Consider the following 24194-nt stretch of genomic DNA (forward strand, 5'->3'; position numbering starts at 1 on the left):
ATTACATTCCAAATGCAAAGTGACCAAGGGCAGAAAGACCTACTGCAAGAGCGATAATGATACCGATAGCTTTAGTAGAAGTCATACCTTTCTTACCAAGCAACCAGAAGATAAAGGCAGTAAAGATTGCTGGAAGCAAACGTGGGAAGATTTGGTTCAAGATGTCTTGGAAATCAATCATCTTTTCACCGATTGGCAACTTGTAAGAAATTTCAAAGTTAATCATTGTTGCTACAAGAGCACCCATCATGAAGACACCAAGTACAGATGCAGCGTCAATCAAAGCTGTCAAGGTACTTTGCATGTTGTTGATAAGGTTAACCCCTTCTTTGTAAGCAAATTCCAACTGTTTCCAACGGAAGATATCATACGCTACTGCAACTGCAATCCAAAGGAAGATACCCCAAGGTTGACCAGCGATCGCCATAGTTGCTGCGACTGACCCCATGATAGCAGGTACAAGTGAACCAAAGATTGTATCCCCAAGAGGAGCGAATGGTCCCATCAAACCTGTCTTGATACCGTTAACGGCGTCTTTTGAACCCACACCATCTTTTTCTTCCATGGCAAGGTCAAAACCAGCGATAATGGTATGGAAGAATGGTGAAGTATTGAAGAATTGAGTATGAACTTTCATCATTTCTTTCAATTCAGGAGTGCCATCCCCATACATTTTACGCAACTGAGGCAAGATCATGTAAAGGTAACCAGAAGCTTGCATACGTTCGTAGTTCCAACCTAATTGGAAAGTAAACAAGCTACGTTTGTTGATTTGATTAAAATCTTCTTTTGTAAGTTTGTAATTAGAATTCGTCATCTTCGATTTCCCCACTTTCTGATGGTGTAGAAGGTGCTGCTACAGCTACTTTTTGGCTATTTTTGAAGTGAAGCACTGCAAGGAAAATACCTACGATAGAAATACCAATCATAGACAAACCTTTGAAGTTGTTCACGAAACCAATTTTTTCAGCAACTTCAGCAGGAAGAGTACCTACGATACCAGCAACAGCGCCACCAAGACCTGTTACATATGAGTAAAGAACAGTCAACATAGCCGTCAAACCAAATCCCATAGCAAGATAGTGAAGGTTACGTTTAACTGGAAGGTAACGAAGCAAGATTGCAAATCCAAGACCTGGAAGCATACGTCCTGCGAGTGTCAAACCATCTGCAATCCATTGGTATTCTGTCACTAAGTCTACTACATGTTGTACAAAGGCACCACCAAAAGCAAGCGCAAAGAAGACTGGAAGGGCACGAGATAGAGCCCAAGGAATCGCACCAAGCAAGTAGTTGCGTTCAATACCTTTATAGTCAAAGCGTTCGATGGCAGCATCCACACGGTGAGCGAAGAAGGTAGTAGTCATACGTCCAAGAACGTCGAAGTAAGTCAAGAGAGCTGCTACTGGTACAGCGATTGTAGTAATTGCAAGCGGTGCATCAATTCCTTGTGAAACAGAGAAGGCTGTCGCAAGAACCGCACCAGAAGTTGCGTCGATACGAGAAGCACCACCGAAGGTACCAACCCCAAGAACGAACAGTTGCAAGTTACCACCGATAAGCAAACCAGTAGTCACATCTCCCATGATTAAACCAGTAATGAAACCAGCAAATACAGGGGAACCTGCAGATGAAACGATCGTCAACTCATCACAGATTTGATAAGCTGAGTACAAAGTGAGAAGTAAAATTTGCCACCATTGTATCATAACAATGACCTCCTAAAAAATTTTTTCCTATTTTAATAAGCTCAAAAAGTCTGAAATTGGATCATTTGGAACCATTTGAGCAGTAAGTTTAACACCTTTTTCTGCCAGTTTGTGGAAGTCTTCCACATCCTTGTCCACTACGTTGATAGAACGTGTGATGGCGCGAGTTTCTGGTGTTTGAGACATATTCCCAACATTGAGGGTTTCAAGTGGTACACCTGCTTCGACCAAGCCAAGGAAACGGTCTGGTTTACGAGCCACGATAAAGAGACGTTGGCTATCGTACTTACCAGCAAGAATATTGGCTGCGGCTTTCTCAACTGGCAAGATACTGAGCTTCACACCTGGTGGTGTCGCAAGTTTCAAACCACTCTTTTCAATATCGTTGTTGACAACTTCGTCGTCTACAACCATAATGCGTGAAACATTTAGTTTTCCAGCCCAAAGATTGGCTACTTGTCCGTGGATCAAACGTCCATCGATACGGCATCCTACAATTGTCATAAGTTTTCCCCCTTTATGTGTTTTAGTGTAGGTTTACGAGTTAAATGAATCTCTTCTTTATATTGACCTTCTGTTTCAAAAATTATGATGCGATTAGCACCTTCTTTGAGAAAACTGTGAGGGATATAAAGTGAGAGGGTTGGCCCGACGTTCCAAAAACGTCCTAGGTTATGGCCATTAACAAAGGCAACTCCCTTACCAAACTCAGACAAGTCTAAGTAGGTATCCTTTGGCACTTCAACTGTGAAGTCGTAAGCGTAAAAGGCTGGTTGTCCTTGAGTCCATCCTTTTGAGAAATCAATTTTCTCAGGATTGTCTAGTGGGAGTGGATAGTGTTTCCAGTTTAGTAAGAAATGCAAATCCTTACAAACCCCTGTCCGAATTCCCTTACGTTGCGTATCCGCTAAGAACTTGTGACCATAGTTGACACGCCCCATATTTTCTACCAAAATATCTAACCTAGATAACGCTTTCTTTTCACCTTGATAAAAAATATCTTCCCCAATCTCTGTCTGATATTGGGTTTTGACCCACTGACCATCGACATAAAGCTGAGCCCTATCTCGACCGTCAATGATACGAAGTCTTTCTTCTTCTGCATCCCAGTTTGTTTCTGTTCGATAAAGTAGGTAGCCATAACTTTGTCCCAACTCCTCCATCTTTTTAGGATAGAGACTTTCTATCGGACTTGACAAGCTATCCAAGGTTTCAAACAAGGAAACTTTTTCAACTAGTGGAATAGCATCCAACTCCATACTCTCTTTGTAAAGTGGTTCCAACTGTGGATACTCTGGGAAATGGGTTGCCATCATCTTCTTGACTGCCAAATATTTGGCAGTTGGATTTCCTTCTTCATCCAGAAGAGCATCGTAATCATAAGATGTAACTTGTGGCAAGTCCAGAGTCCCTCGAGCTGAGCAACCATTCATGAAACCAAAGTTTGTACCACCATGGAACATGTAGAGATTGATAGAGCCTTGTTCCAAAACTTCTCGAACTGCATCTGCCAACTCTTTGGGATCCCGTGTGATAATCGGTTCTTTCCAACGGTTGAACCAGCCGTCCCAGAACTCCATACACATGAGTGGCCATTTCTTACCATGCTCATCAAAGAATTCCTGCATCTGTGAAAAGTTATAAGGTGCCTTAGAACCAAAGTTCCCTGTCACAAAGAGGTCATCTTCGATTAAGGTTCCAGCTTTCAGAGTAGCTCTCCATGGACCATCTGATGTAAAGAGGGGACAAGTTACACCACGCTCTTCCATCAACTGTCGAATTGCTCTCAGATAAGCCTTATCTTCTCCATAAGAACCATACTCATTTTCAACCTGCATCATAAGGATATTGCCATCATTGTCCAACAAATGTGGAACCAATCGTGACAAGAGCTGGTCATAGTAGCGACCGACAGCCTCAATATAAGCAGGATCTGAGGAACGAATCCTCATGTCTTTGGTTAAGAGCCAAGCTGGTAAGCCACCGAATTCCCACTCCGCACAGATGAAGGGTGACGGACGAACGATAGCGTAGAGACCCAAATCTTGCGCTGTCTGTAGAAATCGCTCCAAATCCAGAGCTCCTTCAAAATGAAACTCACCCTCACGAGGCTCGTGTAAATTCCAAGCAACATAAGTCTCTACCGTATTAAAACCAAGAGCCTTCAAGTTATAGAGCGAATGATACCAATCTTCTGGAGGAACCCTAAAATAATGAATGGCGCCAGATAAAATCTTAAATGATTTTCCATCGAGATAGAAATCATCTCGTATCTCAAATCGTGTCATATTCTTACCTTCTGACAACTAAAGTTTACGCTTTCATTTGTTGATATATTGAATATAACTCAATATACCACATTTGTCAATAGCTTTTCACAATTTTTTTCATTTTTCACTAAATTTTACACAAAAAACTTATAAAAATCTTGTAATCTATAGTCATAACAACATTTTAGCACCATGTATAAAAATGTATAAAACCTCCTATTTTTTATGTAAATTAACCTTATAGCCTATTATTCTAATTTTTTTATTCAAAAGGCTACTATTCTTTCCGGTTTTATGGTAAAATCTTTAACGGAGAAGGAAAATCGAGGTGAAATTATGGCAATTCCAAAGTATCAATATATAAAAGATGAATTAAAGAACAAAATCATTTCTGGCCAATTCGCTAGTGGAGATAAATTTTACACTGAAGCTGAATTGATCGCTATGTATGATGTAAGTTCTATCACAGTTGTCCGCGCCTTAAACGACCTTGCCAAAGATGGCTATATTGTCCGCCAACAAGGAAAGGGTACATTCGTTTCACGCGCACGCAAACACAAACTCGTAGAGTTTTCTGATGTAGAAGTTTTTGAAACTAAAGATGATAAAGTGACCGTCCTTTCTATTGAGCGTGGAAACAAACTAAGCTACTTAGAAAAACTTGGACTACGCGGTAACCAATTCTACTACAAGATTGAACGTGTACGCGAAACAAATGGTGTCGTATACATCTATCACACATCTTATATTCCAGAACAATACATCAACGCAAATTATCCAAATCTTGAATATTATAGCTCTATCTATAACCGTTTCAAATTGGATTATCACATCCACATGAATGATGAACATTTTGAAGAAATCAATGAAATAGCATTTCCAACTCCAGAACATGCGGCTTCAGTCCTCGGAGTCGATGAACAATTCCCTAGCGTTTTACAAACCAAGACTACTAAATTAGAGTCTACTGGTCAGGTTCTCGCTTACAGCGAAACTTATAAACGAGCGGATTACTACAAAATCAAATTCATTTCATGTGACCGTGATCACTAAGAAGAAAGCCTAAGCCTAATCGCTTGGGCTTTTTCTATGCTTATTATATAACATAGTAGATTGAAATAGAATATGGACAAATCGATTAGGAAATTCAAATCAATTTCTAGTAATATTTTAGAAGTCACAGTATACTATTCTATATTCAACATATTATAAATATTGGTTATTTTTTCAAAAGCACTTTAATAAAAAAGAAAAATCGAAGTTCTGCTACTCCAGTAAATAGAGTAATAGAACTTCGATTTTATTTTAATTATCCTAAACCAAGACGTTCAAAAATATCATCCACTCGTTTGGTGTAGTAAAGAGGGTTGAAGATTTCGTCGATTTCCTCTTGTGTGAGGCGTGAGGTCACTTCTGAATCTGCTTCAAGAAGTGGTTTGAAGTCCACTTGATTATCCCAAGAGTAGGCTGTTTTTGGTTGTACCAAGTCATAGGCTTGCTCACGGGTCATCCCTTTTTCAATCAAGGTCAACATAGCGCGTTGGCTGAAAATCAAACCAAATGTCGAGTTCATGTTGCGGATCATATTTTCTGGGAAGACTGTCAAGTTTTTGACAATATTTCCAAAACGGTTAAGCATGTAATCAATCAAAATAGTCGTATCTGGTGTGATGATACGCTCAGCTGATGAGTGGGAAATGTCGCGTTCGTGCCAGAGAGCAACGTTCTCATAGGCCGTAATCATGTGACCACGGATAACACGCGCAAGACCTGTCATGTTTTCAGAACCAATAGGGTTACGTTTGTGAGGCATAGCAGATGAACCTTTTTGCCCTTTGGCAAAGAATTCTTCCACTTCGCGTTGCTCAGATTTTTGAAGACCACGAATCTCAGTCGCCATACGCTCGATAGAAGTCGCGATGCTAGCAAGAACTGCAAAGTACTCAGCGTGAAGGTCACGAGGAAGGACTTGTGTAGAGATTTCTTGAGCACGGATACCCAGCTTGTCGCAGACGTATTGCTCTACAAATGGAGGGATATTAGCAAAGTTCCCAACCGCACCAGAAATCTTACCAGCTTCCACACCAGCAGCCGCATGCTCGAAACGCTCGATATTGCGCTTCATTTCGCTGTACCAAGTGGCCAATTTAAGACCAAAGGTTGTCGGCTCAGCGTGCACACCGTGAGTACGCCCCATCATGATAGTGAACTTGTGCTCCTTAGCCTTGTCAGCGATGATGTTGGTGAAGTTTTCAAGGTCACGACGGATGATGTCGTTGGCCTGCTTATAAAGGTAACCATAAGCAGTATCCACCACGTCAGTAGAAGTCAAACCATAGTGGACCCACTTGCGCTCTTCACCAAGCGTCTCAGAAACTGCACGTGTGAAGGCAACCACATCGTGACGAGTCTCCTGCTCAATCTCCAAAATACGGTCGATGTCAAAGTCCGCTTTCTCACGAATCAAAGCCACATCTTCCTTAGGGATTTCCCCCAACTCAGCCCAGGCCTCGTCAGCCAAGATTTCCACCTCAAGCCAAGCACGGTATTTATTTTCTTCACTCCAAATGTTCGCCATCTCAGGGCGAGAGTAACGGTTGATCATGTTTATTCTCCTATAATATTATTTATCAAAAAACTGTTAAGTTCATCTTTTTTCTTAACTCCGATTGTTTTTTTCAGCGAAAGTTCTACTGTTTCAATATTTACACCTTTCTTATATGATATAATCTCAATAATTCTTGAAATCGTATTTTTTAATACATCTTCTCCGTAATTTGTATTAATTCCCCTAGATTTACATTGAATTTTGAAATCATTAAGATATTCGTTTTCCCTATATCTTTCTATAAGTACCTCGTTTCCCTGAAAAAATTGATTTGAATTATAAAAATCCTTCCAATCGCTTAATGCCTCCTCCCATTCTGTCCACTTTTCTTTTTGATGGGGAATGTTCGAATTTAAAAGTTTTAAGATACTTTTCTGACAATAGTTTTTATAACTTTCAATAATTTGATAATACGCTTCTTCAATCTTATACGGTGAAATTGGCAAAGTATATTCTTTAGTTTTTGTAAATTCAATTTTTTCTTTGAGAAGAGCAATTAAGATATTGAACGGTTCAAAAAAAGTCGAATCAACATTACAATAAAAATTAATATATTTTTCTAATTTTTTTATATTACCAGTACCTTTGAAATCTTCTTTTAATAATGCACGTAAATTCAATTTTTCAAATATTCTATATACCTTTTGAATACTAATTAAGGTTGAAAATTGTTTTTCGAATTCTTCGTCAATATCTTCATGATATCTTTCAAAAAAATAAACTTCATTTTCAATTTTATTTACTATAATTAAAATTGAATCCCCTTTGTAAAATACATATACATTCAATTCTTCTTTAAAGGGTCTCTTTAAAAATAAAAAGTACTTTTCACGTATATCAGAAACTATAGCTTTACACGATAAATCCGTAACTTTCTGCTCGTCAAATTCTTTTCTTGGAACCAATGTTAGCCAATAGCCATCTATTTCCTCTATACGTAATACTTTATGTTCAAACTTCATTTCCCACCTACTATTCACGAACTGGATAAAATGTTATTATATTCCTATTTCTTTTTACAATTTTAACAAGAATGTTATTACAAATATAAACACCACTAGTTGGATCGACTAATCGACATGAGTGTTCTATCATATCTAAAACCTGCTGTCTAGACCAAGTCTCTGGAAAAAAAGTTGAATACCCTCGGTTGGATTCCTTTAGAATATGAGTGTTTTTGCTACGTACCATATATTCAAAAATATTACCACTAATTATTGCTTTTGTATCCGGAAGAACCTCTGCATTTTCATCTCCAAGATTTCTATTACAATGATACCCTTTAGGAGAGCCAGCTCTACTTATTTCTCCTAAAAATACGTGTTCCAATGCTCTACTTGACAAACTATAATTATTTGTAACCTCATTCATAAGTCACTGTTCCCTTTTACAATCAATCTCTTCTAGCAGTAGTCGAGTGTCTTCTCTTGCTGACTTTATCCTCTACAACAAGACTAGGCAACCTTTAAAGGATAAGACAACGAACCTTGTAATTAAATCCTGTCTTACTCACTCAAACTCTTCTTTCCCAACCCATACAGATGGATAATGATCTAGGGTGTTCAAATCTGTATCCAGCGGTAGATCGTAGATAGCTAAATAGTTTTCAGGGTATTGTGCAACTAGTTCTTCATATTTAGCCTTTACCTTTTCGTGATCACTACTAGCATACAAGACTTCAACGACTGCTCCAGTCTTATCCTTTTCAACAAATGCGTTAACGATGATTTGAATCATAGACTTGTCCTAAAAATCAATCCCTTTCCCAAATTCCCCAGCCTCATCCGGCACATCACTAAACAATGTCACATGTCCCATCTTGCGGTTGTGCTTTGCTTCTATTTTACCATACATGTGGAGGTGGGCGCTTGGATTTTCTGTGACATATTTTTCAGCGACCTCGATATGCTGGCCGAGAACATTGAGCATGACAGCTGGCGCATGCAGGTAGATAGCTGGCAATGGTGCTCCGAGAACGCCCAAGATATGGGTATCAAATTGAGAGAAATCACAGGCTTCAATCGAGTAGTGACCAGAATTGTGTGGACGTGGCGCAATTTCATTAACAATGATGTCATCAGCAGTCGCAAACATTTCCACACAAAGTGTTCCAGACAAGTTCAGTTGTTCTGCGATTCGCACTGCCATGGCTTTGGCTTTTTCTGCTAGATTTTCTGAAATGCGAGCAGGCACAATGGTCTTAGATAGGATGTTGTTACGGTGGATATTTTCCTGAACTGGGAAAACCGTCACGTCCTGACCATTTCCAGAAACGATAACAGAGATTTCAATGTCAAAGTTGACAAATTCTTCCAAAACGCAGTCGGCTAAGTCAGCTAGTGCATGGGCTTCTTCCAAGTCTTCTGCCGAGCGAATGACCTTTTGTCCATGGCCATCGTATCCACCTGTCGCAGTCTTAAGGACATAGTTTTTCGATAGGTCAATATCTGCCAAGTCTTGGCTAGAATTCACAACCTTGTAAGGTGCTACAGTGACTTGTGCCTTATTTGAGAGAAAGTCCTTTTCAAAAATACGATTTTGCGAAATGCGGAGCAGATCTGTTCCTTGAGGGAGTTGCCCATCCTTGATAACGGCATCCAAACCGTCAGCGTCGACATTTTCAAATTCATAGGTAAGAACATCACAGCGCTCTGCCAGCTGACGAAGAGCATCCACATCATTATAAGGAGCCACTATGATCTCCGCCACGCTAGAGGCTGGGCAATCCGTAGCAGGATCCAGCGCGATAACCTTGTGGCCCATGTAGATAGCAGAAATGGCCATCATCTGACCCAGCTGGCCACCACCGATAATTCCGATTATTTTAGATGAGCTCATTTGTTGACTCCTCTGCGATTTTTCCTTGTTCTTCTGCAAAATCTGCCAAAGCTGTCGCGATAGCCTGATCCTCTACTGATAGGAGACGAAGGGCAAAGAGGGCAGCGTTGGTCGCACCTGCTTCACCGATAGCCATAGTTGCTACAGGCACTCCACCTGGCATCTGGACGATAGAGTAGAGCGAGTCCACACCACTAAGGGCACGCGATTTTACGGGCACACCAATGACTGGAAGGGTTGTTTTAGCTGCGACCATACCTGGCAAATGAGCTGCGCCACCTGCACCTGCGATGATGACCTTGATGCCACGGCTACGGGCTTCTTCTGCATGCTTGAACATAATGTCTGGCGTGCGGTGGGCAGATACAACCTTCTTTTCGTAATCAACGCTGAAGCGGTCTAGGACTTCGGCGGTTTTTTGCATGGTTGCCCAGTCGGATTTTGAGCCCATGATAATGGAAATTACGGGTTTCATATTTTCTTAATTTCTCTCTTTTTAAACTAATTTATTATAATCTTTTGATAGTTGAAGCTGATAATATTTCTTAAATTCCCTGTTAAAGCTTTTAGAAGCCTGTATCAACTCATCCAATCTTCTACTTCTTTCGTCCAATTTCATTTTATCAAAATCTGATAAAAATTGATTACGCTCTTTTTCAAGATTATTTTGAAGAATATTGAGGTTATCTGAAATTTCTTTATCCATTAAAAATTTAATATTATCATAAACACTAAATATATAATTCAATGTGTTGATTGTATCTGTCGAAGACAAAAAATTTAATTTTTCTTTTCTTGAGATATACTCCATATAATAGACGTATAATTTTTCATATCTCATTTTTTTGACATCGTATTTACGTGTCTCATTAAATGATTTTATTGTGAACCAACTGTTCCATACCGCAACTAAGGCTGTTAGCAACGATATTATAATACTTAATTTTACAATCATATTCATACTCCCTTACTTCCGATATCTGTTCGGTAGAAGAGTCCTTCTGTTTTTTGTTTGTTAAGTTCGCTGTAGATAATGTTTTGAGCTTCTTTGACGGTGGCTGCTGTGGTAACCAGCATATAAACACGGCCACCGTTTGATAGCAGTGCTCTGCTATTTTCCGCAAACTTAGCCCCTGCATAATAGGTGATAGTGTCTTCTTCTGTCTTGGCTGGCAACTTGACACCTTTTTCATATTCTAGCGGGTAACCGTTGGATGCGACAACCACACCCAGAGTCACACCCTTGTCCGTCCAAGTGATGGCTGGTTCTTTACCTTCCAAAATATCAATAATATTTTGCGCAAAGTCAGATGTCAAACGAGGCAAGATAATCTGTGTTTCAGGATCTCCAAAACGAGCGTTGAACTCGATAACCTTAGGACCGTCCGCTGTCAAGATAAGCCCTGCGTAAAGGACACCAAGATACGGACGACCTTCTTTGATCATCCCTTCGAGGACTGGCTTGACAATCGTGTCAACCGCTGTATCAACCACACTCTGTGGCAAGTGTGGAACTGGCGCATAGGCACCCATCCCACCAGTGTTAGGCCCCTTATCGCCATCATAGGCACGTTTGTGGTCTTGCGCTGTCGGCATGATATAGAACTTGTCGCCATTGACAAAGGCAAATAGTGAAAATTCCTCTCCTTCAAGGAATTCCTCAATAACTACACGCGCACCTGAGTCACCAAATTTATTGTCCAAAAGCATCTCATGAGCTGCTTCGACCGCTTGCTCAACTGTCTCAGCAACGACGACACCCTTCCCAAGCGCCAAGCCATCCGCCTTGACTACGATAGGCGCACCCTGCTTTTCGATATAGGCCTTGGCTTCCTCGAAATCTGAGAATGTGCAATAGGCTGCTGTCGGAACGCCGTATTTGACCATGATTTCCTTGGCAAAATCCTTGGACCACTCTAGCTCTGCCGCCAATCTTGTCGGACCAAAGGCTTTGAGACCAGCTTGGTTAAAATCATCCACGATACCAGCAGCAAGGGCATCATCTGGACCGATAAAGGTCCAAGCAATATCGTTGGCCTTTGCGAAGTCAATCAATTTAGAATGTTCGGAAATAGAGGTATTTACCAATTCCAGACCATCCAGAGTCATCCCATCATTCCCAGGAGCTACAAAGACCTTTTTAACGTCTTTTGATTCAAGCAACTTCTTAGCAATCGCATGTTCACGACCACCCGAACCGACAACTAACAGCTTCATTTCTCAACCTCTTTTGCGAATTATTTAATAACATTATATCACAAATGTTCGTTTTAATCTTGTTTTGCTCCGCATTTTTACGCAAAAAAGGAAAGAAACTGTTTTCTTCCCTTTTATTTTCTTAATGTCTAAAATGTCTCACTCCTGTGAAGACCATAGTCAAGCCGTATTTGTCAGCAGCTTCGATGGATTCCTGATCACGGACCGATCCACCTGGCTGGATGATAGCCTTAATACCTGCTTTAGCGATTTCTTCCACGTTATCGGCAAATGGGAAGAAGGCATCCGAAGCAAGGACAGCACCGTCAAGACGGTCTTTAGCTTGGTCAATGGCAATACGGACTGAAGCCACACGGTTGGTTTGACCTGGACCAATACCAAGTGTCATATGGTCTTTGGTTACGATGATACCGTTTGATTTGACGTACTTGATGGCTTTCCAAGCGAACTCAAGAGCCGTAATTTTTTTACGGAAATTGTTTTTTGTGATATAATAATCCTAATAGGAGGATTGACAAATGCTAAAATACTTTTCAGTAAAGAATTATAAAAACTTTGAAAATGAAATCTCAATTAACTTTTCACAAGTCGGAGGTTATAAATTTAATGAGGACTGCTTATCAAATAATTTTTTGAGTAAAGTACTTATCTATGGTAGAAATGCTACAGGAAAATCCAATTTAGGTTTAGCATTATTTGATATTACCAAAAATCTTTCCAGTAGGTCCTTAATTGATGATCAAAATTTAACATCTTTTTTAAATAACAACTCTGACAACGCTATTGCTACTTTTTGTTATATATTTTTACATAATAACGATGAAATTAAATATATTTATACAAAAAATGAATATCAGATTATACAAACAGAATCACTATCTATAAATGACGAATTAGTTTGGAAAATAAATTTGTCTACTGACCCAATATCATATAATGCTGTGGAGGACATAGCCAATAAACTAGGTATCATAAACAACGATTTCAACATACTAATAGATAATTATCGAGATCAGGTTTCAAGTGACAAGCAAGATTTAGACGGAGAAAACAGATCTTTTTTAACATGGCTGATAACTAACACCTCTAAGTCAGATGATTCTATTCTCACATATCTCCGAACATTTATACGAAACATGGTGCTTATTAATCATGAAGCCCCGAAACATTTTATAAATCGTTGGTTCCAGCGTACACTTGATCACAAAGAGACAGCAAAAGGACTGGAAGCATTTCTTAATAGCATGGGTATAAACTGTCACTTAGATTCAATAGAACAAATAGATGGGGACGATATGCTTTGTTTTGTTTATAAAAATAAAAATGTTCCGTTCTTTAGAGAAGCATCTAGTGGAACATTGGCTTTGGCCAAATTCTATTTTAGAATCCTCTATATCTTTGAGCACTTCAAAGTCAGTAATCCTCCTAAATTTTTATTTTTCGACGAATTTGATGCTTTTTATCATTACGAACTTTCTGAAAATTTGATACGTCATTTAAAAAAAATATTTCCATACACCCAAATCATTTTGACTACCCACGATACAAATATTATGTCTAATGAGTTATTTAGACCCGACTGCTTGTTCATTTTATCTCAAAAAGGATTTATAACACCTTTAAACAAAGCAACTAAGCGAGAATTACGAGAGGGGCATAATTTAGAAAAGATGTACATTAGCGGAGAGTTTGTTGAATATGAATAATGTAACACGAGGTCAAACCCTTTTCATAGTCGAAGGCCATCATGAAAAAAATGAACTTTTTAAACTTATTATCGAAGTTTTCCCTGAACTTAGTATTACTGAAGAGAATATACATATTTTTGGCACAAATATTTACCAATTATACCAGAAAATTCAAGAAGAATATGGAGAGGAATGGGATGTTCCCTCCAATGATGTGGATTTACCTTTTGTTTTAAATAAATATGATTCTCAAAGATTTGAATCTATCGGTAGAAAAAGAAATTATAAAAATATTTTTTTAATTTTTGATTACGAAGCACAAGATCCCAACTTTTCTATATACAAGATACAACGATTACAAAAATATTTCAGCGATGTAACCAATAATGGCCAACTCTATATAAATTACCCAATGGTTGAATCTTATTTTGATTTAGAAATCAATAATGACTTACAATTTCTAAATAAATATTTAAATAAAATTGTGACGGGTAAGGAATATAAAGCAAGTGTTAAAAATAATGAACTTTACAAATTATTCCAAATCCCTTTCATCATTCCAAAACGATTAGAAAGTATTCTAGGTAGCTCTGCAATATTGCAACACGATACAGTTTCTAAAATATTAAACTGCTACAGTTCTGAGTCTCTAAAAGAAATATGCAATGAATTAAATATAGATGACAAGAAAAAGGAAAATTTAAACTGTTATCTATATAAAAATTTTGAAACCTACTTCAATGGTGAATTTTCTTATAATATCTACATAAAAAGATTACTTAAGAGAATTGTAAAATTACAAATTTTAAAATACAAACGCATTATAACTTATCCCTGTCCAACACATATTTTATCTGAATACGAATATCGTAATTTACAACCAATTAATGACTTCGAATATCCAATATTATTAACCATCCAAAATGAAATGTTTAAAGATAACAAACTATGGACAATAAATACTTTTCTACTATTTATAGCAGAATATAATTCAACATTACTAAATGATTAATCTTCTCCCTCTCATATAATCCAAAACATGAGACTGGGCTAAAAGTCTTTAAATTAAAAAACGCATAATACCAGGACATGAACCTTGGTAATATGCGTTTTGTTATGTGTAAACTTGCTTCATTTTCTTCTGAAATGGGGTTGTCGCCCACCCTCACGTTCTTAATGTCTAAAATGTCTCACGCCTGTGAAGACCATAGTCAAGCCATACTTGTTCGCTGCTTCGATGGATTCTTGGTCACGGACGGACCCACCCGGCTGGATTATCGCCTTGATACCTGCTTTGGCGATTTCTTCCACGTTATCCGCAAATGGGAAGAAGGCATCCGAAGCAAGCACAGCGCCGTCCAGACGGTCTTTAGCTTGGTCAATAGCGATGCGAACAGAAGCCACACGGTTAGTCTGACCTGGACCAACACCCAGTGTCATGTGGTCGTTGGTTACAATGATTCCGTTTGATTTGACGTATTTAATAGCCTTCCAAGCAAACTCAAGAGCTGTCGCTTCTGTCTCAGTTGGTTGGCGTTTGGTCACCACTTGCCAATCGGCTGGGCTTTCCTTGACCACATCTTGATTTTGCACCAGAAGTCCACCAACTACACCTGTGTATTCTGCTTCCACCTCGCTAGCCTCTTGAGCATCAAATGGCAAGGCAAGGATGCGCAAGTTTTTCTTTTTGTTGGTCAAAATGGCTAGCGCTTCATCCGTATAGCTTGGTGCAATGATGATTTCAAGGAAAACACCGTGCATCTTCTCAGCTGTCGCAGCATCCACCTCACGGTTGAGAACAACGATACCACCAAAGATAGACACTGGGTCAGACTCATAAGCGTAGTTCCAAGCAGTCTCAATGTCATCAGCCTGACCGATTCCACATGGGTTCATATGTTTGAGAGCCACAACGGTTGGACGGTCTTTGAAGTCACGGATGATACGAATGGCCGCATCAGCGTCACGGATATTGTTGAATGACAATTCTTTCCCATTGAGCTGTTCGGCTGAAGCAATTGAATAGTCCGTTGGCAAAGCTTTTTGGTAGAAATCGGCATCCTGTTGAGGATTTTCCCCATAGCGCATGGCTTGTTTGAGGTCATAGGTCAAGGTTAACTTTTCAGGTTTGCTTTCGCCCACTTGAGCTGTGAAATATTCTGCAATCAAGGCATCATAAGCCGCTGTGTGACGGAAAACCTTAGCTGCCAGACGTTGACGGGTTTCGTAAGTCGTTTCGCCGTTGGCTGACAATTCGTTAAGCACCACATCATAGTCAACAGGGTCTACAACAACTGTTACGCTGGCATGATTCTTCGCTGCTGAACGAAGCATAGATGGCCCGCCGATATCGATATTCTCCATCGCATCAGCATAAGTCACATCTGGTTTGAGAATCGTTTCTTTAAAGGGATAGAGATTGACCACTACAAGGTCAATGAGCTCGATTTGATTGTCTTTGGCCGCTTCCAGGTGACTATCCAAGTCACGACGAGCGAGGAGTCCACCGTGGATATTTGGATGAAGGGTCTTGACACGACCGTCCATCATTTCTGGAAAACCGGTCACATCATCAATCGCAATGGTATCTACCCCAGCATTATCAAGGGCAACCTTTGTCCCACCTGTCGAGATAATATCCCAACCAAGTTTTTTAAGTTCTTGGGCAAATTCAACAATGCCCGCTTTGTCTGAGACGCTGATTAAGGCGCGTTTAGTCATTATATTCTCCTTTTTAATCATTAGTTAAACATCAATTAAATGCAGTAACAGTAAAACAAAATAAGCAAAACCAAGGCTAAGCATACCTAAGATATTGACCCATTTTCTAGTCTGTGATTTGAACACTCTTATAAAAATTTGATAAATCAGTAAGCCTACACAAACACCTAGCGTATTTAAAGTCAAATCCGTTATATCTGTTATACCTATTGCTAAAATATACTGTAAGCACTCAAACAATAAACTAATCAAGAAACCTGTCCCGACTATTTTTAAACTAGATAAATTAGTTTTTATCAGAGGGAAACAAACACCTAATGGAATAAAGGAAATCAGATTAAATAACATTTCAGCAAAAACAATTTTTCCATCTACTATTAGTGGTTCTGAAAATGGAATCCAATTGATGTACCTTGGAGCTAAGAAAAATGCTATAAATTCAGGATTAGTTTCAAACTTAAATAAGATTCCCCAAGTTAATAACATCAGATAGATATAAAATACATATCGAGTTGTTTTTTTAGATTCTAACATTACAAATACCTCCGTTTGAAGCCGTCTTCAACAAGCACTGACTCCAATTTAAAATCAAAGATATCATATGAATTATCAATGGCAATGGTTTCCACCCCAGCATTATCAAGGGCAACCTTAGTTCCACCTGTCGAGATAATCTCCCAACCAAGTTTTTTTGAGTTCTTGGGCAAATTCAACAATGCCCGCTTTGTCTGAGACGCTGATTAGGGCTTTTTTCGTCATTCTATTCCTCTTTCTTTAGGTCCAAACGCATAGCGACTTCGTTATTTTCTTCTATAAATCCTGTTTCCTGAAAACCAAGACTAGTCAGCAGGTGCTTCATTTTTTCATTTCCAACCACATAATCTGCAATAATATGATTGCAAGCGATATCCATCTGAGCCTTTTTGATCAGAACTTCCAAGGCTTTTCGACCATGACCTCTTCCTTGGTACTGCTGACCAATCATTATCCGCCAGATAAAGTATTCCTCTTCATCCTTATCTATTTCCAACAGGAGAAAACCAACTACAAGCTCATTCCAATAAATTGCCATTGGAAACACATCCCCATTCTCTCGGTAGAGCCATGCGTCAGCTAAAGAGCGTACATTTGGAGACACGAAACGTGCTCGTTCATCAGCTTCAGATATTTTCAAATCCAGCACTGCCTGAAAACTGCTCTCATCTACTAATTTTATCTCAATCATTTTTTCTACTAGCAATATTGCAAAATCAAAACTTGATTTACTTCTTATCTTCTACCCACCCCTAAACTCTCCAACACTTGAGGATAGAGCTGATACTCGGTGGCATGAATACGTTCTTCAAAGCTGGCTATGGTATCATCAGCCAGCCGTGGTACACGTACTTGTTTGATAACCTTGCCTGTATCCACACCTGAATCCACCCAGTGAATGGTAACGCCACTCTCAGCAACGCCAGCATTCCAAGCATCTTCAATCCCATGAGCTCCTGGAAATTCTGGCAGGTAGGCTGGATGAATGTTGACAATCCGACCTTCATAAGCCGCCAATAAGGTTGGCCCAACGATTTTCATGTAGCCTGCTAGGCAAACCAAGTCAATCTGATGTTCTTCCAAGAGTTCGACAATGGCTGCTTCGTAGTCTGCCTTGCTCTCAAACTCCTTGAGTTCAAAAGCATAGGACAGAACGCCGAGCTTGTCTGCACGTTCGAGCACATAGGCGTCACGATGGTCTGAAAAGACAAACTCTACTGGAAATTGTTCCGCTATCACCTGAAAATTTGAGCCATTACCAGAGGCAAAAATCGCTATTTTTTTCATTTGATGATGACACTTTCGTTTTCTTTCTTGACGATACGACCGATTTCATAGACTGGTTCATCCAACAATTCCTTGACACGACTTACATTTTCAGGGCTAACTGCCAGCATAAGTCCCACACCCATATTGAAGATTTCAAACATTTCTTCATGTTTGATTTTACCATATTTTTCAAGAGCTTTGAAGATTGGAAGCACTGGAACCCTGTCTTCTTCAATCTCAGCAGCCAATTCAGCTGCAAACATACGAGGGACATTTTCGATAAAGCCACCACCAGTGATGTGGGCAATGCCGTTTACCAACTCTTCTTTGATGAGCGGCAAGACAGCCTTGACATAGATACGAGTCGGCTCAAGAAGAACTTCCTTGAGTTTCTTGCCTTCCAATTCTGGCAGGACTTCCTCACCTGTGAAATCCGCAAAAACGCGACGGACGAGAGAGTAACCATTGGAATGAATCCCACTTGAAGCAAGTCCGAGCAGAATATCTCCCTCTGCCACCTTTGAGCCGTCAATAATTTGAGATTTTTCAGCCACCCCGACCGCAAAACCAGCCAAGTCATAGTCATCTTCGCCGTACATGCCCGGCATTTCAGCTGTTTCACCACCGATGAGGGCTGCACCAGCTTGCACACAACCTTCAGCCACACCAGCAACCACTTGTTCTAGCTTAGCTGGTTCATTCTTCCCTGTCGCCACATAGTCGAGGAAATAGAGAGGCTCCGCACCTGCAGCGATGATATCATTGACACACATGGCCACACAGTCCTGACCGATGGTATCGTGCTTGTCGTACTTGATAGCCAGCATGAGCTTGGTTCCGACACCATCAGTTCCTGAAATCAAGACGGGTTCTTTAACCCCAGTCTTTGAAAGGTCAAACATACCACCAAAGCCACCCAGAGCTCCCATGACACCTGCACGCTCCGTACGAGCCACGTGCTTTTTAATCCGTTCAACAACTTCATAACCCGCTTCAACATCCACACCAGATTGAGCGTATGCATTTTTATTTGTCATTTTGTCTCCTCTTCCTTTCCTTTAATGGAGAATCTATTGTCTATTTGTAAAAACTGGTCTTTTCTTCCAAACTTCTACGATAGTCTTCTTCGTAGTCGTAGAGAGTTGTTGGATAGTCACCATCAAAATAAGCGACACAGAGACCGCCATTTGGCGCATCCGTTTCAATCCCAATTGACTCAATCAAGCCCTCAACAGAAAGATAAGTCAGACTGTCCGCACCAATGATTTGACGCGTTTCTTCAACAGTATGATTAGCTGCAATCAGCTCCTGACGGGTTTGGATATCAATCCCGTAGAAACATGGATAAGCTAGCGCTGGACTGCCAATAGCAACGTGAACCTCAGTCGCACCCGCTTCTTTCAAGAGCTGAACGATCCGACGAGAGGTTGTTCCACGTACAATAGAGTCATCAATCATAACCACACGCTTGCCTTTTACAACGCCTGAAACAGCAGAGAGTTTCATCCGCACCCCTTGCTCCCGCAATTCTTGAGTCGGTTGGATAAAGGTACGTTGGGTGTATTGGTTCTTGATGAGGCCCATTTCATTTGGTAGCCCGGATTCTTCCGCAAATCCCATAGCCGCGCTGAGTGAAGAATTTGGCACACCGACCACGATATCCGCCTCATGCTTGAATTCACGCGCTAGTTGAGCCCCCATTCTCTTACGTGCCGTATGGACATTGACACCGTGGATATTAGAATCAGGGCGAGCAAAATAGATATACTCCATAGAGCAAATCGCCAACTGGGTATCGTCTGTATAGCTGTCATACTGGATACCCTTGTCATCAATGATCACAATCTCACCTGGCTTTAAATCACGAATCCACTCAGCACCAATGACTTCAAAAGCGCAGGTTTCAGAAGAAACCACCACTGCTCCATTACCCATTTTCCCGATAGAAAGCGGACGGAAACCATTGGGGTCAAGAGCCGCAATCAACTTATCCTCAAACAGCAAGATATAGGCAAAACCACCTTTGACAAGGCTGAGCGCTTCCTTAATTTTGCCCATCAGGCTAGGATTATGACTGCGACGAATGAGGTGGGCCAAGATTTCCGAGTCCGAAGTCGCGCTGAAAATCGCGCCTCTTTGTTCCAGTTCTTTCTTGAGAGAGGCTGCATTGGTCAGATTTCCATTATGAGCCAAACCAAACTGCATATCATGGAATCGAAAGAGGAAAGGCTGGATGTTATCTACAGAAGCTTCGCCAGCAGTCGCATAACGCACGTGACCAATCGCACCAGTTCCAGTTAATTTATCCAAATTAGCAGGATTTCTGAACACTTCTGATAAAAGCCCCATGTCACGATGGCGCTTCAATTGTCCCTGATCATTGGAGAGGATTCCTGCCCCCTCCTGACCACGGTGTTGAAGACTGTGGAGACCAAAATAGGTCAATTTAGCAGCATCTGGATGTCCCCAGATACCGAAAACACCACATTCTTCATTAAGAGATTTTACTTCGTATGTCATTTTATATACCTAATTTTTATTTGTGTAGCACCAAGAGCTAAATCTACATGACTTTTACATTACTGATACTATCTATTAGAAAATCTGCAAGTCTTATTTTCCAGTAAAGTATTTAACCGCTGACGCGAACAGGTGCTGGTCTTTATTGCCTGGGATATTTTGGAAAAGACCATCCTCATAACGTTCTGAGTGGCCCATCTTACCGATGATTTGGCCGTTCTTGCTGGTAATTCCTTCGATGGCATGGACAGAACCATTCGGATTATACTTAGAATCCATGCTTGGCTTGCCATCAAAGTCAACGTATTGGCTAAAGATTTGACCATTGTCACGGAGTTCAGCGAATTCCTCAGCCGTCACGACAAACTTCCCTTCACCGTGTGAAACAGGAATAGCGTGGATATCGCCCACTTGCACCCCAGCTAACCATGGTGAGTTGGTATTGGCAATCCGAGTTTCCACCATCTTGGCCACGTGTTGGTTGGCATCATTGTAGAAGAGGGTTGGGCTAGTACTGCTGGCATCTTCAAAGTTCCCGTATGGAAGAAGACCTGATTTGACCAAAGCCTGGAAGCCATTACAGATACCGATAATCAAGCCACCACGGGCGATAAAGCTATCAATTGCTACACGCACTTTTTCATTAAGCAGGATGTTGACAATAAACTTAGCGGAACCATCTGGCTCGTCCGCAGCTGAGAAACCACCTGCAAAGAAGAGAATGTTAGCCTTGCCGATGTTGTCAACCATAGTTTCAACTGAATTGACAATGGCTTCTTCATTCAAGGTCACAAATGGCACCAAGTTGACCTCTGCACCTTCTTTTTCGAAGGCCTTAGCTGAATCATATTCTGAGTTGGTGCCCGGGAATACTGGGATATAAACCACAGGTTTTTCAAGCTTTTCTTTGGCTTGGATGACTGTGTTAGTAGCGACAACTGGTACTTCAGCCAGTTCTTTGGCTTGTGCAAATTCTGTTGGGTAAACTTCTTCCAGTTTTCCTTGAAAGGCACTGTCAAGTTTCTGTCCATCTAGCTTCACACCGTTGACAATCAGTGTAAAGTCTGCTTTCGTTTGACCGATTTTCTCTACTCCAGCAATTTCTTCAGGAGATGTGAAGACAAATCCGCCCAATTGTGCTGTCAAAGAACTTTCAAGTTCAGGCAAGATTACCTCTGCACCGATATGATTTCCAAAAGTAGCAAGTGCCAAACTTTCAACCACACCGCCGTATTTGACAGCTGAAGCTGCTGTTACTTTGTGATCCTTTTGAAGGGATTCAAACTGAGCAAAGTTAGACTTAATCAAGTCAAAATCAATCTCTGTAACAAGGGCTTGACCTGGGATGTAGTAGATATTTTCCCCAACAGCTTTAAATTCTGGAGAGAGCACATTACGGCTATCTGCCGTCGTGACCCCAAAGGCAACCAAGGTTGGTGGTACGGTCAATTCTTCAAAAGTACCAGACATGGAGTCCTTCCCACCAATAGATGGCAAGCCAAGCTGAATCTGAGCTTCGATAGAACCTAGAAGAGCAGCTACTGGCTGACCAAAACGCTCAGCTTGTTTGTCCATGCGTTCGAAGTACTCTTGGTAAGAGAAACGAGCCTTAGACCAGTTGGCACCAGCAGCCACCAAACGAGCAGTCGCTTCAATAACCGCATAAGCAGCACCGTGGTATGGAGACCATTCTGCTACATAAGGGTTGAAACCTTGAGCCATGACTGACGCAGTATGAGTCACACCGTGTTGAACTGGCAATTTCTGCACAGATGCCTCAGTTGGTGTGAGTTGGTAACGACCACCAAGTGGGTGATTGACCGTTGAGCGTCCAACAGAGCAGTCAAAGATAGTCTGTAATCCTTTTTGACTCGCATGGTTCAAATCAGATAGAACCGCAAGGGTATCAGCTTCAAGTGTTTCTACGCTTGTTGTGCGTTCTTCTGGAAGCTTGACATCCTTGTCAACCACCTTAGCATCTACAACCACACGTACACCGTTTGTATCAAGGAAACGACGTTCCAAATCAACGATGGTTTCACCATTCCAATGCATGACAAGATTTGGTTTTTCAGTCACTATAGCAACGACAACAGCATCAATATTTTCTTTGTTACATTCAGCAACGAAGGCATCTACATCCTCAGGACGAACCACAACTGCCATCCGTTCTTGAGATTCAGAGATGGCAATTTCTGTACCATTCAAGCCTTGGTATTTAAGAGGCACTTTGTTAAGGTCGATTTCAAGACCGTCTGCTAATTCACCGATAGCCACACAGACACCACCAGCGCCAAAATCATTTGATTTTTTGATAAGACGAGTCACATCGCCATTACGGAACAGACGTTGAATCTTGCGTTCTTCGATAGCATTCCCTTTTTGAACTTCAGCTCCAGCAGTTTCCACGGACTCAACTGTTTGAACCTTAGAAGAACCTGTCGCACCACCGACACCGTCACGTCCAGTCTTACCACCGAGGAGGATAATCACGTCTCCCGCTTCCGGTTTTTCACGGACAACATTGCCCTTAGGAGCTGCACCGACAACAGCACCTAGCTCCATACGCTTAGCAACGAAACCTGGGTGGAAGTACTCACGAACGTAGGTTGTTGCAAGCCCAATCTGGTTTCCGTAAGAAGAATAACCATGAGCAGCTGTCTTAGAAATGACCTGTTGTGGCAATTTACCAGCGCGAGTTTCTGAAATCGGTGCGGTAATATCTCCAGCACCTGAGATACGCATAGCTTGGTAAACATATGAGCGACCTGATAATGGGTCACGAATAGCACCACCGATACAAGTAGCCGCCCCACCAAATGGCTCAATCTCCGTTGGGTGATTGTGGGTTTCGTTTTTAAACATGAGGAGCCATGGTTCTTTCACACCATCAACGTCCACTTCGATTTCTACTGAGCAAGCATTGATTTCGTCTGACACTTCCATATCATCCAAACGTCCATTAGCACGCTCATAACGACCGAAAATAGTTGCCATATCCATCAAGGTTTGCGTTTTTTCAGAACGCCCCAACTCATCACGCATGGCAATATACTTGTCATAAGTTGACTGCAATTGTTTTTGGAATTTAGAAGCTGAGAAATCAATCTGCTTCAACTCAGTCTCAAAAGTCGTGTGACGGCAGTGGTCAGACCAGTAAGTATCCAAAACCTTGAGTTCCGTCTCAGTTGGCACGCGCCCGATTGACTTGAAGTAGTCTTGGATAAAAAGCAAATCATCCACTTCCATAGCCATCCCTTGCTCGGCCTTGTAGAGGGCAAAATCTTCTGCTGTATAGCTTTCAAAGAAAGTCAATTTTGGAATGGTCTTGTCTGACTCTGAAAATTCCTGCTTGGCGATCCCTGTCGTGATGTCTTTGAAACGAGAATCAACTGGATTGAGCAAGTAGTTCTTGACCGCTTCTAACTCAGTCGTATCAATATCTTTATTGACCAAGTAAAGCTGGGCTGTGTTGACTGTCACGTCACTCGAACTTCCCAGCAAAAGCAAGGCTTCCTGTGAAGAAGCTGCACGCTGGTCAAACTGTCCTGGTAGACTTTCAATGGCAAAGAATGCATAGTTGGCAAGATCCACCTGCACAGCCGCTTCGTCCAAGACATGATCCGTCACCTGCTCAGAGAAAATGTGTTTCTCTGCAGGTGCAAACAAGTCCTCCGCCAAATCAAAGACATCATAAACCTGCACAATACGAATACTTTTCAAGCTTGAAAGTCCCAAGTTATGCTGGAGCTCCCTTACCAAACTCTCTGACTTGACCTGAAAATCAGCCTTTTTCTCAACAAAAATACGTTTATCCATC

22 protein-coding genes and 2 pseudogenes are annotated in these 24194 nt (G+C 40.9%); 3 read left to right on the forward strand and 21 right to left on the reverse strand.

Translation table 11 applies throughout. From position 1 onward, the window contains the following. Nucleotide 1 precedes the first annotated feature (1 nt). From O3636_RS08765 to O3636_RS08780, 4 genes are read right to left on the reverse strand one after another with little or no spacing between them, the layout of a single operon-like run. Nucleotides 2-817, reverse strand: a complete 816-nt coding sequence (locus O3636_RS08765) for a PTS system mannose/fructose/sorbose family transporter subunit IID (RefSeq protein WP_050235419.1) — start codon at nt 815-817, stop codon at nt 2-4. Next, a complete protein-coding gene (locus O3636_RS08770; RefSeq protein ID WP_050235418.1) occupies nt 804-1709 on the reverse strand; it encodes a PTS mannose/fructose/sorbose/N-acetylgalactosamine transporter subunit IIC in 906 nt (301 codons plus the stop codon). Before O3636_RS08770 ends, O3636_RS08765 begins: the two co-directional genes overlap by 14 nt. Nucleotides 1710-1736: 27 nt before the next feature. Then, nucleotides 1737-2213 carry a PTS system mannose/fructose/N-acetylgalactosamine-transporter subunit IIB gene (locus O3636_RS08775; RefSeq protein WP_050226620.1) on the reverse strand — a complete coding sequence of 159 codons (477 nt, stop codon included), beginning with the start codon at nt 2211-2213 and terminating at the stop codon, nt 1737-1739. After that, nucleotides 2210-3997 carry a beta-galactosidase family protein gene (locus O3636_RS08780; RefSeq protein ID WP_371642726.1) on the reverse strand — a complete coding sequence of 596 codons (1788 nt, stop codon included), beginning with the start codon at nt 3995-3997 and terminating at the stop codon, nt 2210-2212. The genes O3636_RS08775 and O3636_RS08780 overlap by 4 nt, the downstream gene beginning before the upstream one ends. A gap of 318 nt (nt 3998-4315) precedes the next feature. Between O3636_RS08780 and O3636_RS08785 the strand changes: the two genes are divergently transcribed. Beyond that, nucleotides 4316-5032 carry a GntR family transcriptional regulator gene (locus tag O3636_RS08785; RefSeq protein WP_001007194.1) on the forward strand — a complete coding sequence of 239 codons (717 nt, stop codon included), beginning with the start codon at nt 4316-4318 and terminating at the stop codon, nt 5030-5032. 256 nt (nt 5033-5288) lie between these two features. On the opposite strand, the gene purB is transcribed toward O3636_RS08785, so the two are convergent. The 9 genes and pseudogenes from purB to O3636_RS08830 all read right to left on the reverse strand — a co-directional run. Next, nucleotides 5289-6584 carry an adenylosuccinate lyase gene (gene purB / locus O3636_RS08790; protein ID WP_173306712.1) on the reverse strand — a complete coding sequence of 432 codons (1296 nt, stop codon included), beginning with the start codon at nt 6582-6584 and terminating at the stop codon, nt 5289-5291. Nucleotides 6585-6586: 2 nt separating this feature from the next. Continuing rightward, on the reverse strand, nt 6587-7549 hold the full coding sequence (locus O3636_RS08795; protein ID WP_000667210.1) for a hypothetical protein: 963 nt from the start codon (nt 7547-7549) through the stop codon (nt 6587-6589). A 10-nt stretch (nt 7550-7559) separates the two neighbouring features. After that, nucleotides 7560-7958, reverse strand: coding sequence for an EndoU domain-containing protein (locus tag O3636_RS08800; RefSeq protein ID WP_001006817.1), 399 nt, complete (start codon nt 7956-7958; stop codon nt 7560-7562). Nucleotides 7959-8096: 138 nt separating this feature from the next. Continuing rightward, nucleotides 8097-8324 carry a hypothetical protein gene (locus O3636_RS08805; protein ID WP_000614697.1) on the reverse strand — a complete coding sequence of 76 codons (228 nt, stop codon included), beginning with the start codon at nt 8322-8324 and terminating at the stop codon, nt 8097-8099. Nucleotides 8325-8333: 9 nt separating this feature from the next. After that, on the reverse strand, nt 8334-9425 hold the full coding sequence (gene purK / locus O3636_RS08810; protein ID WP_371642729.1) for a 5-(carboxyamino)imidazole ribonucleotide synthase: 1092 nt from the start codon (nt 9423-9425) through the stop codon (nt 8334-8336). Continuing rightward, the gene (gene purE, locus O3636_RS08815; RefSeq protein WP_000805612.1) at nt 9412-9900 is read right to left on the reverse strand and encodes a 5-(carboxyamino)imidazole ribonucleotide mutase; all 489 of its coding nucleotides are present in this window, start codon (nt 9898-9900) and stop codon (nt 9412-9414) included. Before purE ends, purK begins: the two co-directional genes overlap by 14 nt. A 21-nt stretch (nt 9901-9921) precedes the next feature. Continuing rightward, nucleotides 9922-10380 carry a hypothetical protein gene (locus tag O3636_RS08820; protein ID WP_004236913.1) on the reverse strand — a complete coding sequence of 153 codons (459 nt, stop codon included), beginning with the start codon at nt 10378-10380 and terminating at the stop codon, nt 9922-9924. Between the two features lie 2 nt (nt 10381-10382). Continuing rightward, nucleotides 10383-11642, reverse strand: coding sequence for a phosphoribosylamine--glycine ligase (gene purD / locus O3636_RS08825; RefSeq protein ID WP_000772238.1), 1260 nt, complete (start codon nt 11640-11642; stop codon nt 10383-10385). Between the two features lie 121 nt (nt 11643-11763). Then, nucleotides 11764-12102: pseudogene (locus O3636_RS08830) on the reverse strand (IMP cyclohydrolase); the annotation flags it as partial. Between the two features lie 58 nt (nt 12103-12160). Between O3636_RS08830 and O3636_RS08835 the strand changes: the two are divergent. Beyond that, nucleotides 12161-13348 carry an ATP/GTP-binding protein gene (locus tag O3636_RS08835; protein WP_000922354.1) on the forward strand — a complete coding sequence of 396 codons (1188 nt, stop codon included), beginning with the start codon at nt 12161-12163 and terminating at the stop codon, nt 13346-13348. Next, entirely contained in the window at nt 13341-14342 is a 1002-nt protein-coding gene (locus O3636_RS08840; protein ID WP_001067124.1) for a hypothetical protein, read from the forward strand. The genes O3636_RS08835 and O3636_RS08840 overlap by 8 nt, the downstream gene beginning before the upstream one ends. A gap of 161 nt (nt 14343-14503) precedes the next feature. Here the strand turns inward: O3636_RS08840 and purH are convergent, their stop codons facing one another. From purH to O3636_RS08880, 8 genes and pseudogenes are all read right to left on the reverse strand, one after another. Next, nucleotides 14504-16051 (reverse strand): bifunctional phosphoribosylaminoimidazolecarboxamide formyltransferase/IMP cyclohydrolase, encoded by a 1548-nt coding sequence (gene purH, locus O3636_RS08845; protein ID WP_000166534.1) that lies wholly within the window; start codon nt 16049-16051, stop codon nt 14504-14506. Nucleotides 16052-16075: 24 nt separating this feature from the next. Then, nucleotides 16076-16585: a VanZ family protein gene (locus O3636_RS08850; protein ID WP_224219047.1), complete on the reverse strand. Its 510-nt coding sequence runs from the start codon at nt 16583-16585 to the stop codon at nt 16076-16078. A 71-nt stretch (nt 16586-16656) separates the two neighbouring features. Next, nucleotides 16657-16810: pseudogene (locus O3636_RS08855) on the reverse strand (bifunctional phosphoribosylaminoimidazolecarboxamide formyltransferase/IMP cyclohydrolase); the annotation flags it as partial. Between the two features lies 1 nt (nt 16811). Further along, nucleotides 16812-17276 carry a GNAT family N-acetyltransferase gene (locus O3636_RS08860; RefSeq protein ID WP_224219046.1) on the reverse strand — a complete coding sequence of 155 codons (465 nt, stop codon included), beginning with the start codon at nt 17274-17276 and terminating at the stop codon, nt 16812-16814. Nucleotides 17277-17320: 44 nt separating this feature from the next. Further along, the gene (purN, locus tag O3636_RS08865; protein WP_261026671.1) at nt 17321-17872 is read right to left on the reverse strand and encodes a phosphoribosylglycinamide formyltransferase; all 552 of its coding nucleotides are present in this window, start codon (nt 17870-17872) and stop codon (nt 17321-17323) included. Further along, nucleotides 17869-18891, reverse strand: a complete 1023-nt coding sequence (purM, locus tag O3636_RS08870; RefSeq protein WP_371642733.1) for a phosphoribosylformylglycinamidine cyclo-ligase — start codon at nt 18889-18891, stop codon at nt 17869-17871. The genes purN and purM overlap by 4 nt, the downstream gene beginning before the upstream one ends. Nucleotides 18892-18931: 40 nt before the next feature. Further along, on the reverse strand, nt 18932-20374 hold the full coding sequence (gene purF, locus O3636_RS08875; RefSeq protein ID WP_261026675.1) for an amidophosphoribosyltransferase: 1443 nt from the start codon (nt 20372-20374) through the stop codon (nt 18932-18934). A gap of 93 nt (nt 20375-20467) precedes the next feature. After that, nucleotides 20468-24193: a phosphoribosylformylglycinamidine synthase gene (locus O3636_RS08880; protein ID WP_371642735.1), complete on the reverse strand. Its 3726-nt coding sequence runs from the start codon at nt 24191-24193 to the stop codon at nt 20468-20470. Nucleotide 24194 lies beyond the last annotated feature (1 nt).

Source organism: Streptococcus sp. 27098_8_76 (assembly GCF_041432315.1).
Lineage (GTDB): Bacteria > Bacillota > Bacilli > Lactobacillales > Streptococcaceae > Streptococcus.

Bases quoted from the DNA above. Each gene is read 5' to 3' on its own strand.
- O3636_RS08775 (WP_050226620.1), bottom strand. From the start codon at position 2,213: ATGACAATTGTAGGATGCCGTATCGATGGACGTTTGATCCACGGACAA.
- O3636_RS08880 (WP_371642735.1), bottom strand. From the start codon at position 24,193: ATGGATAAACGTATTTTTGTTGAGAAAAAGGCTGATTTTCAGGTCAAG.
- O3636_RS08835 (WP_000922354.1), top strand. From the start codon at position 12,161: ATGCTAAAATACTTTTCAGTAAAGAATTATAAAAACTTTGAAAATGAA.
- purE (WP_000805612.1), bottom strand. From the start codon at position 9,900: ATGAAACCCGTAATTTCCATTATCATGGGCTCAAAATCCGACTGGGCA.
- purB (WP_173306712.1), bottom strand. From the start codon at position 6,584: ATGATCAACCGTTACTCTCGCCCTGAGATGGCGAACATTTGGAGTGAA.
- O3636_RS08860 (WP_224219046.1), bottom strand. From the start codon at position 17,276: ATGATTGAGATAAAATTAGTAGATGAGAGCAGTTTTCAGGCAGTGCTG.
- O3636_RS08840 (WP_001067124.1), top strand. From the start codon at position 13,341: ATGAATAATGTAACACGAGGTCAAACCCTTTTCATAGTCGAAGGCCAT.
- O3636_RS08765 (WP_050235419.1), bottom strand. From the start codon at position 817: ATGACGAATTCTAATTACAAACTTACAAAAGAAGATTTTAATCAAATC.
- O3636_RS08785 (WP_001007194.1), top strand. From the start codon at position 4,316: ATGGCAATTCCAAAGTATCAATATATAAAAGATGAATTAAAGAACAAA.
- O3636_RS08820 (WP_004236913.1), bottom strand. From the start codon at position 10,380: ATGATTGTAAAATTAAGTATTATAATATCGTTGCTAACAGCCTTAGTT.
- O3636_RS08800 (WP_001006817.1), bottom strand. From the start codon at position 7,958: ATGAATGAGGTTACAAATAATTATAGTTTGTCAAGTAGAGCATTGGAA.
- O3636_RS08780 (WP_371642726.1), bottom strand. From the start codon at position 3,997: ATGACACGATTTGAGATACGAGATGATTTCTATCTCGATGGAAAATCA.
- purK (WP_371642729.1), bottom strand. From the start codon at position 9,425: ATGAGCTCATCTAAAATAATCGGAATTATCGGTGGTGGCCAGCTGGGT.
- purD (WP_000772238.1), bottom strand. From the start codon at position 11,642: ATGAAGCTGTTAGTTGTCGGTTCGGGTGGTCGTGAACATGCGATTGCT.
- O3636_RS08850 (WP_224219047.1), bottom strand. From the start codon at position 16,585: ATGTTAGAATCTAAAAAAACAACTCGATATGTATTTTATATCTATCTG.
- O3636_RS08770 (WP_050235418.1), bottom strand. From the start codon at position 1,709: ATGATACAATGGTGGCAAATTTTACTTCTCACTTTGTACTCAGCTTAT.
- O3636_RS08805 (WP_000614697.1), bottom strand. From the start codon at position 8,324: ATGATTCAAATCATCGTTAACGCATTTGTTGAAAAGGATAAGACTGGA.
- purM (WP_371642733.1), bottom strand. From the start codon at position 18,891: ATGACAAATAAAAATGCATACGCTCAATCTGGTGTGGATGTTGAAGCG.
- O3636_RS08795 (WP_000667210.1), bottom strand. From the start codon at position 7,549: ATGAAGTTTGAACATAAAGTATTACGTATAGAGGAAATAGATGGCTAT.
- purN (WP_261026671.1), bottom strand. From the start codon at position 17,872: ATGAAAAAAATAGCGATTTTTGCCTCTGGTAATGGCTCAAATTTTCAG.
- purH (WP_000166534.1), bottom strand. From the start codon at position 16,051: ATGACTAAACGCGCCTTAATCAGCGTCTCAGACAAAGCGGGCATTGTT.
- purF (WP_261026675.1), bottom strand. From the start codon at position 20,374: ATGACATACGAAGTAAAATCTCTTAATGAAGAATGTGGTGTTTTCGGT.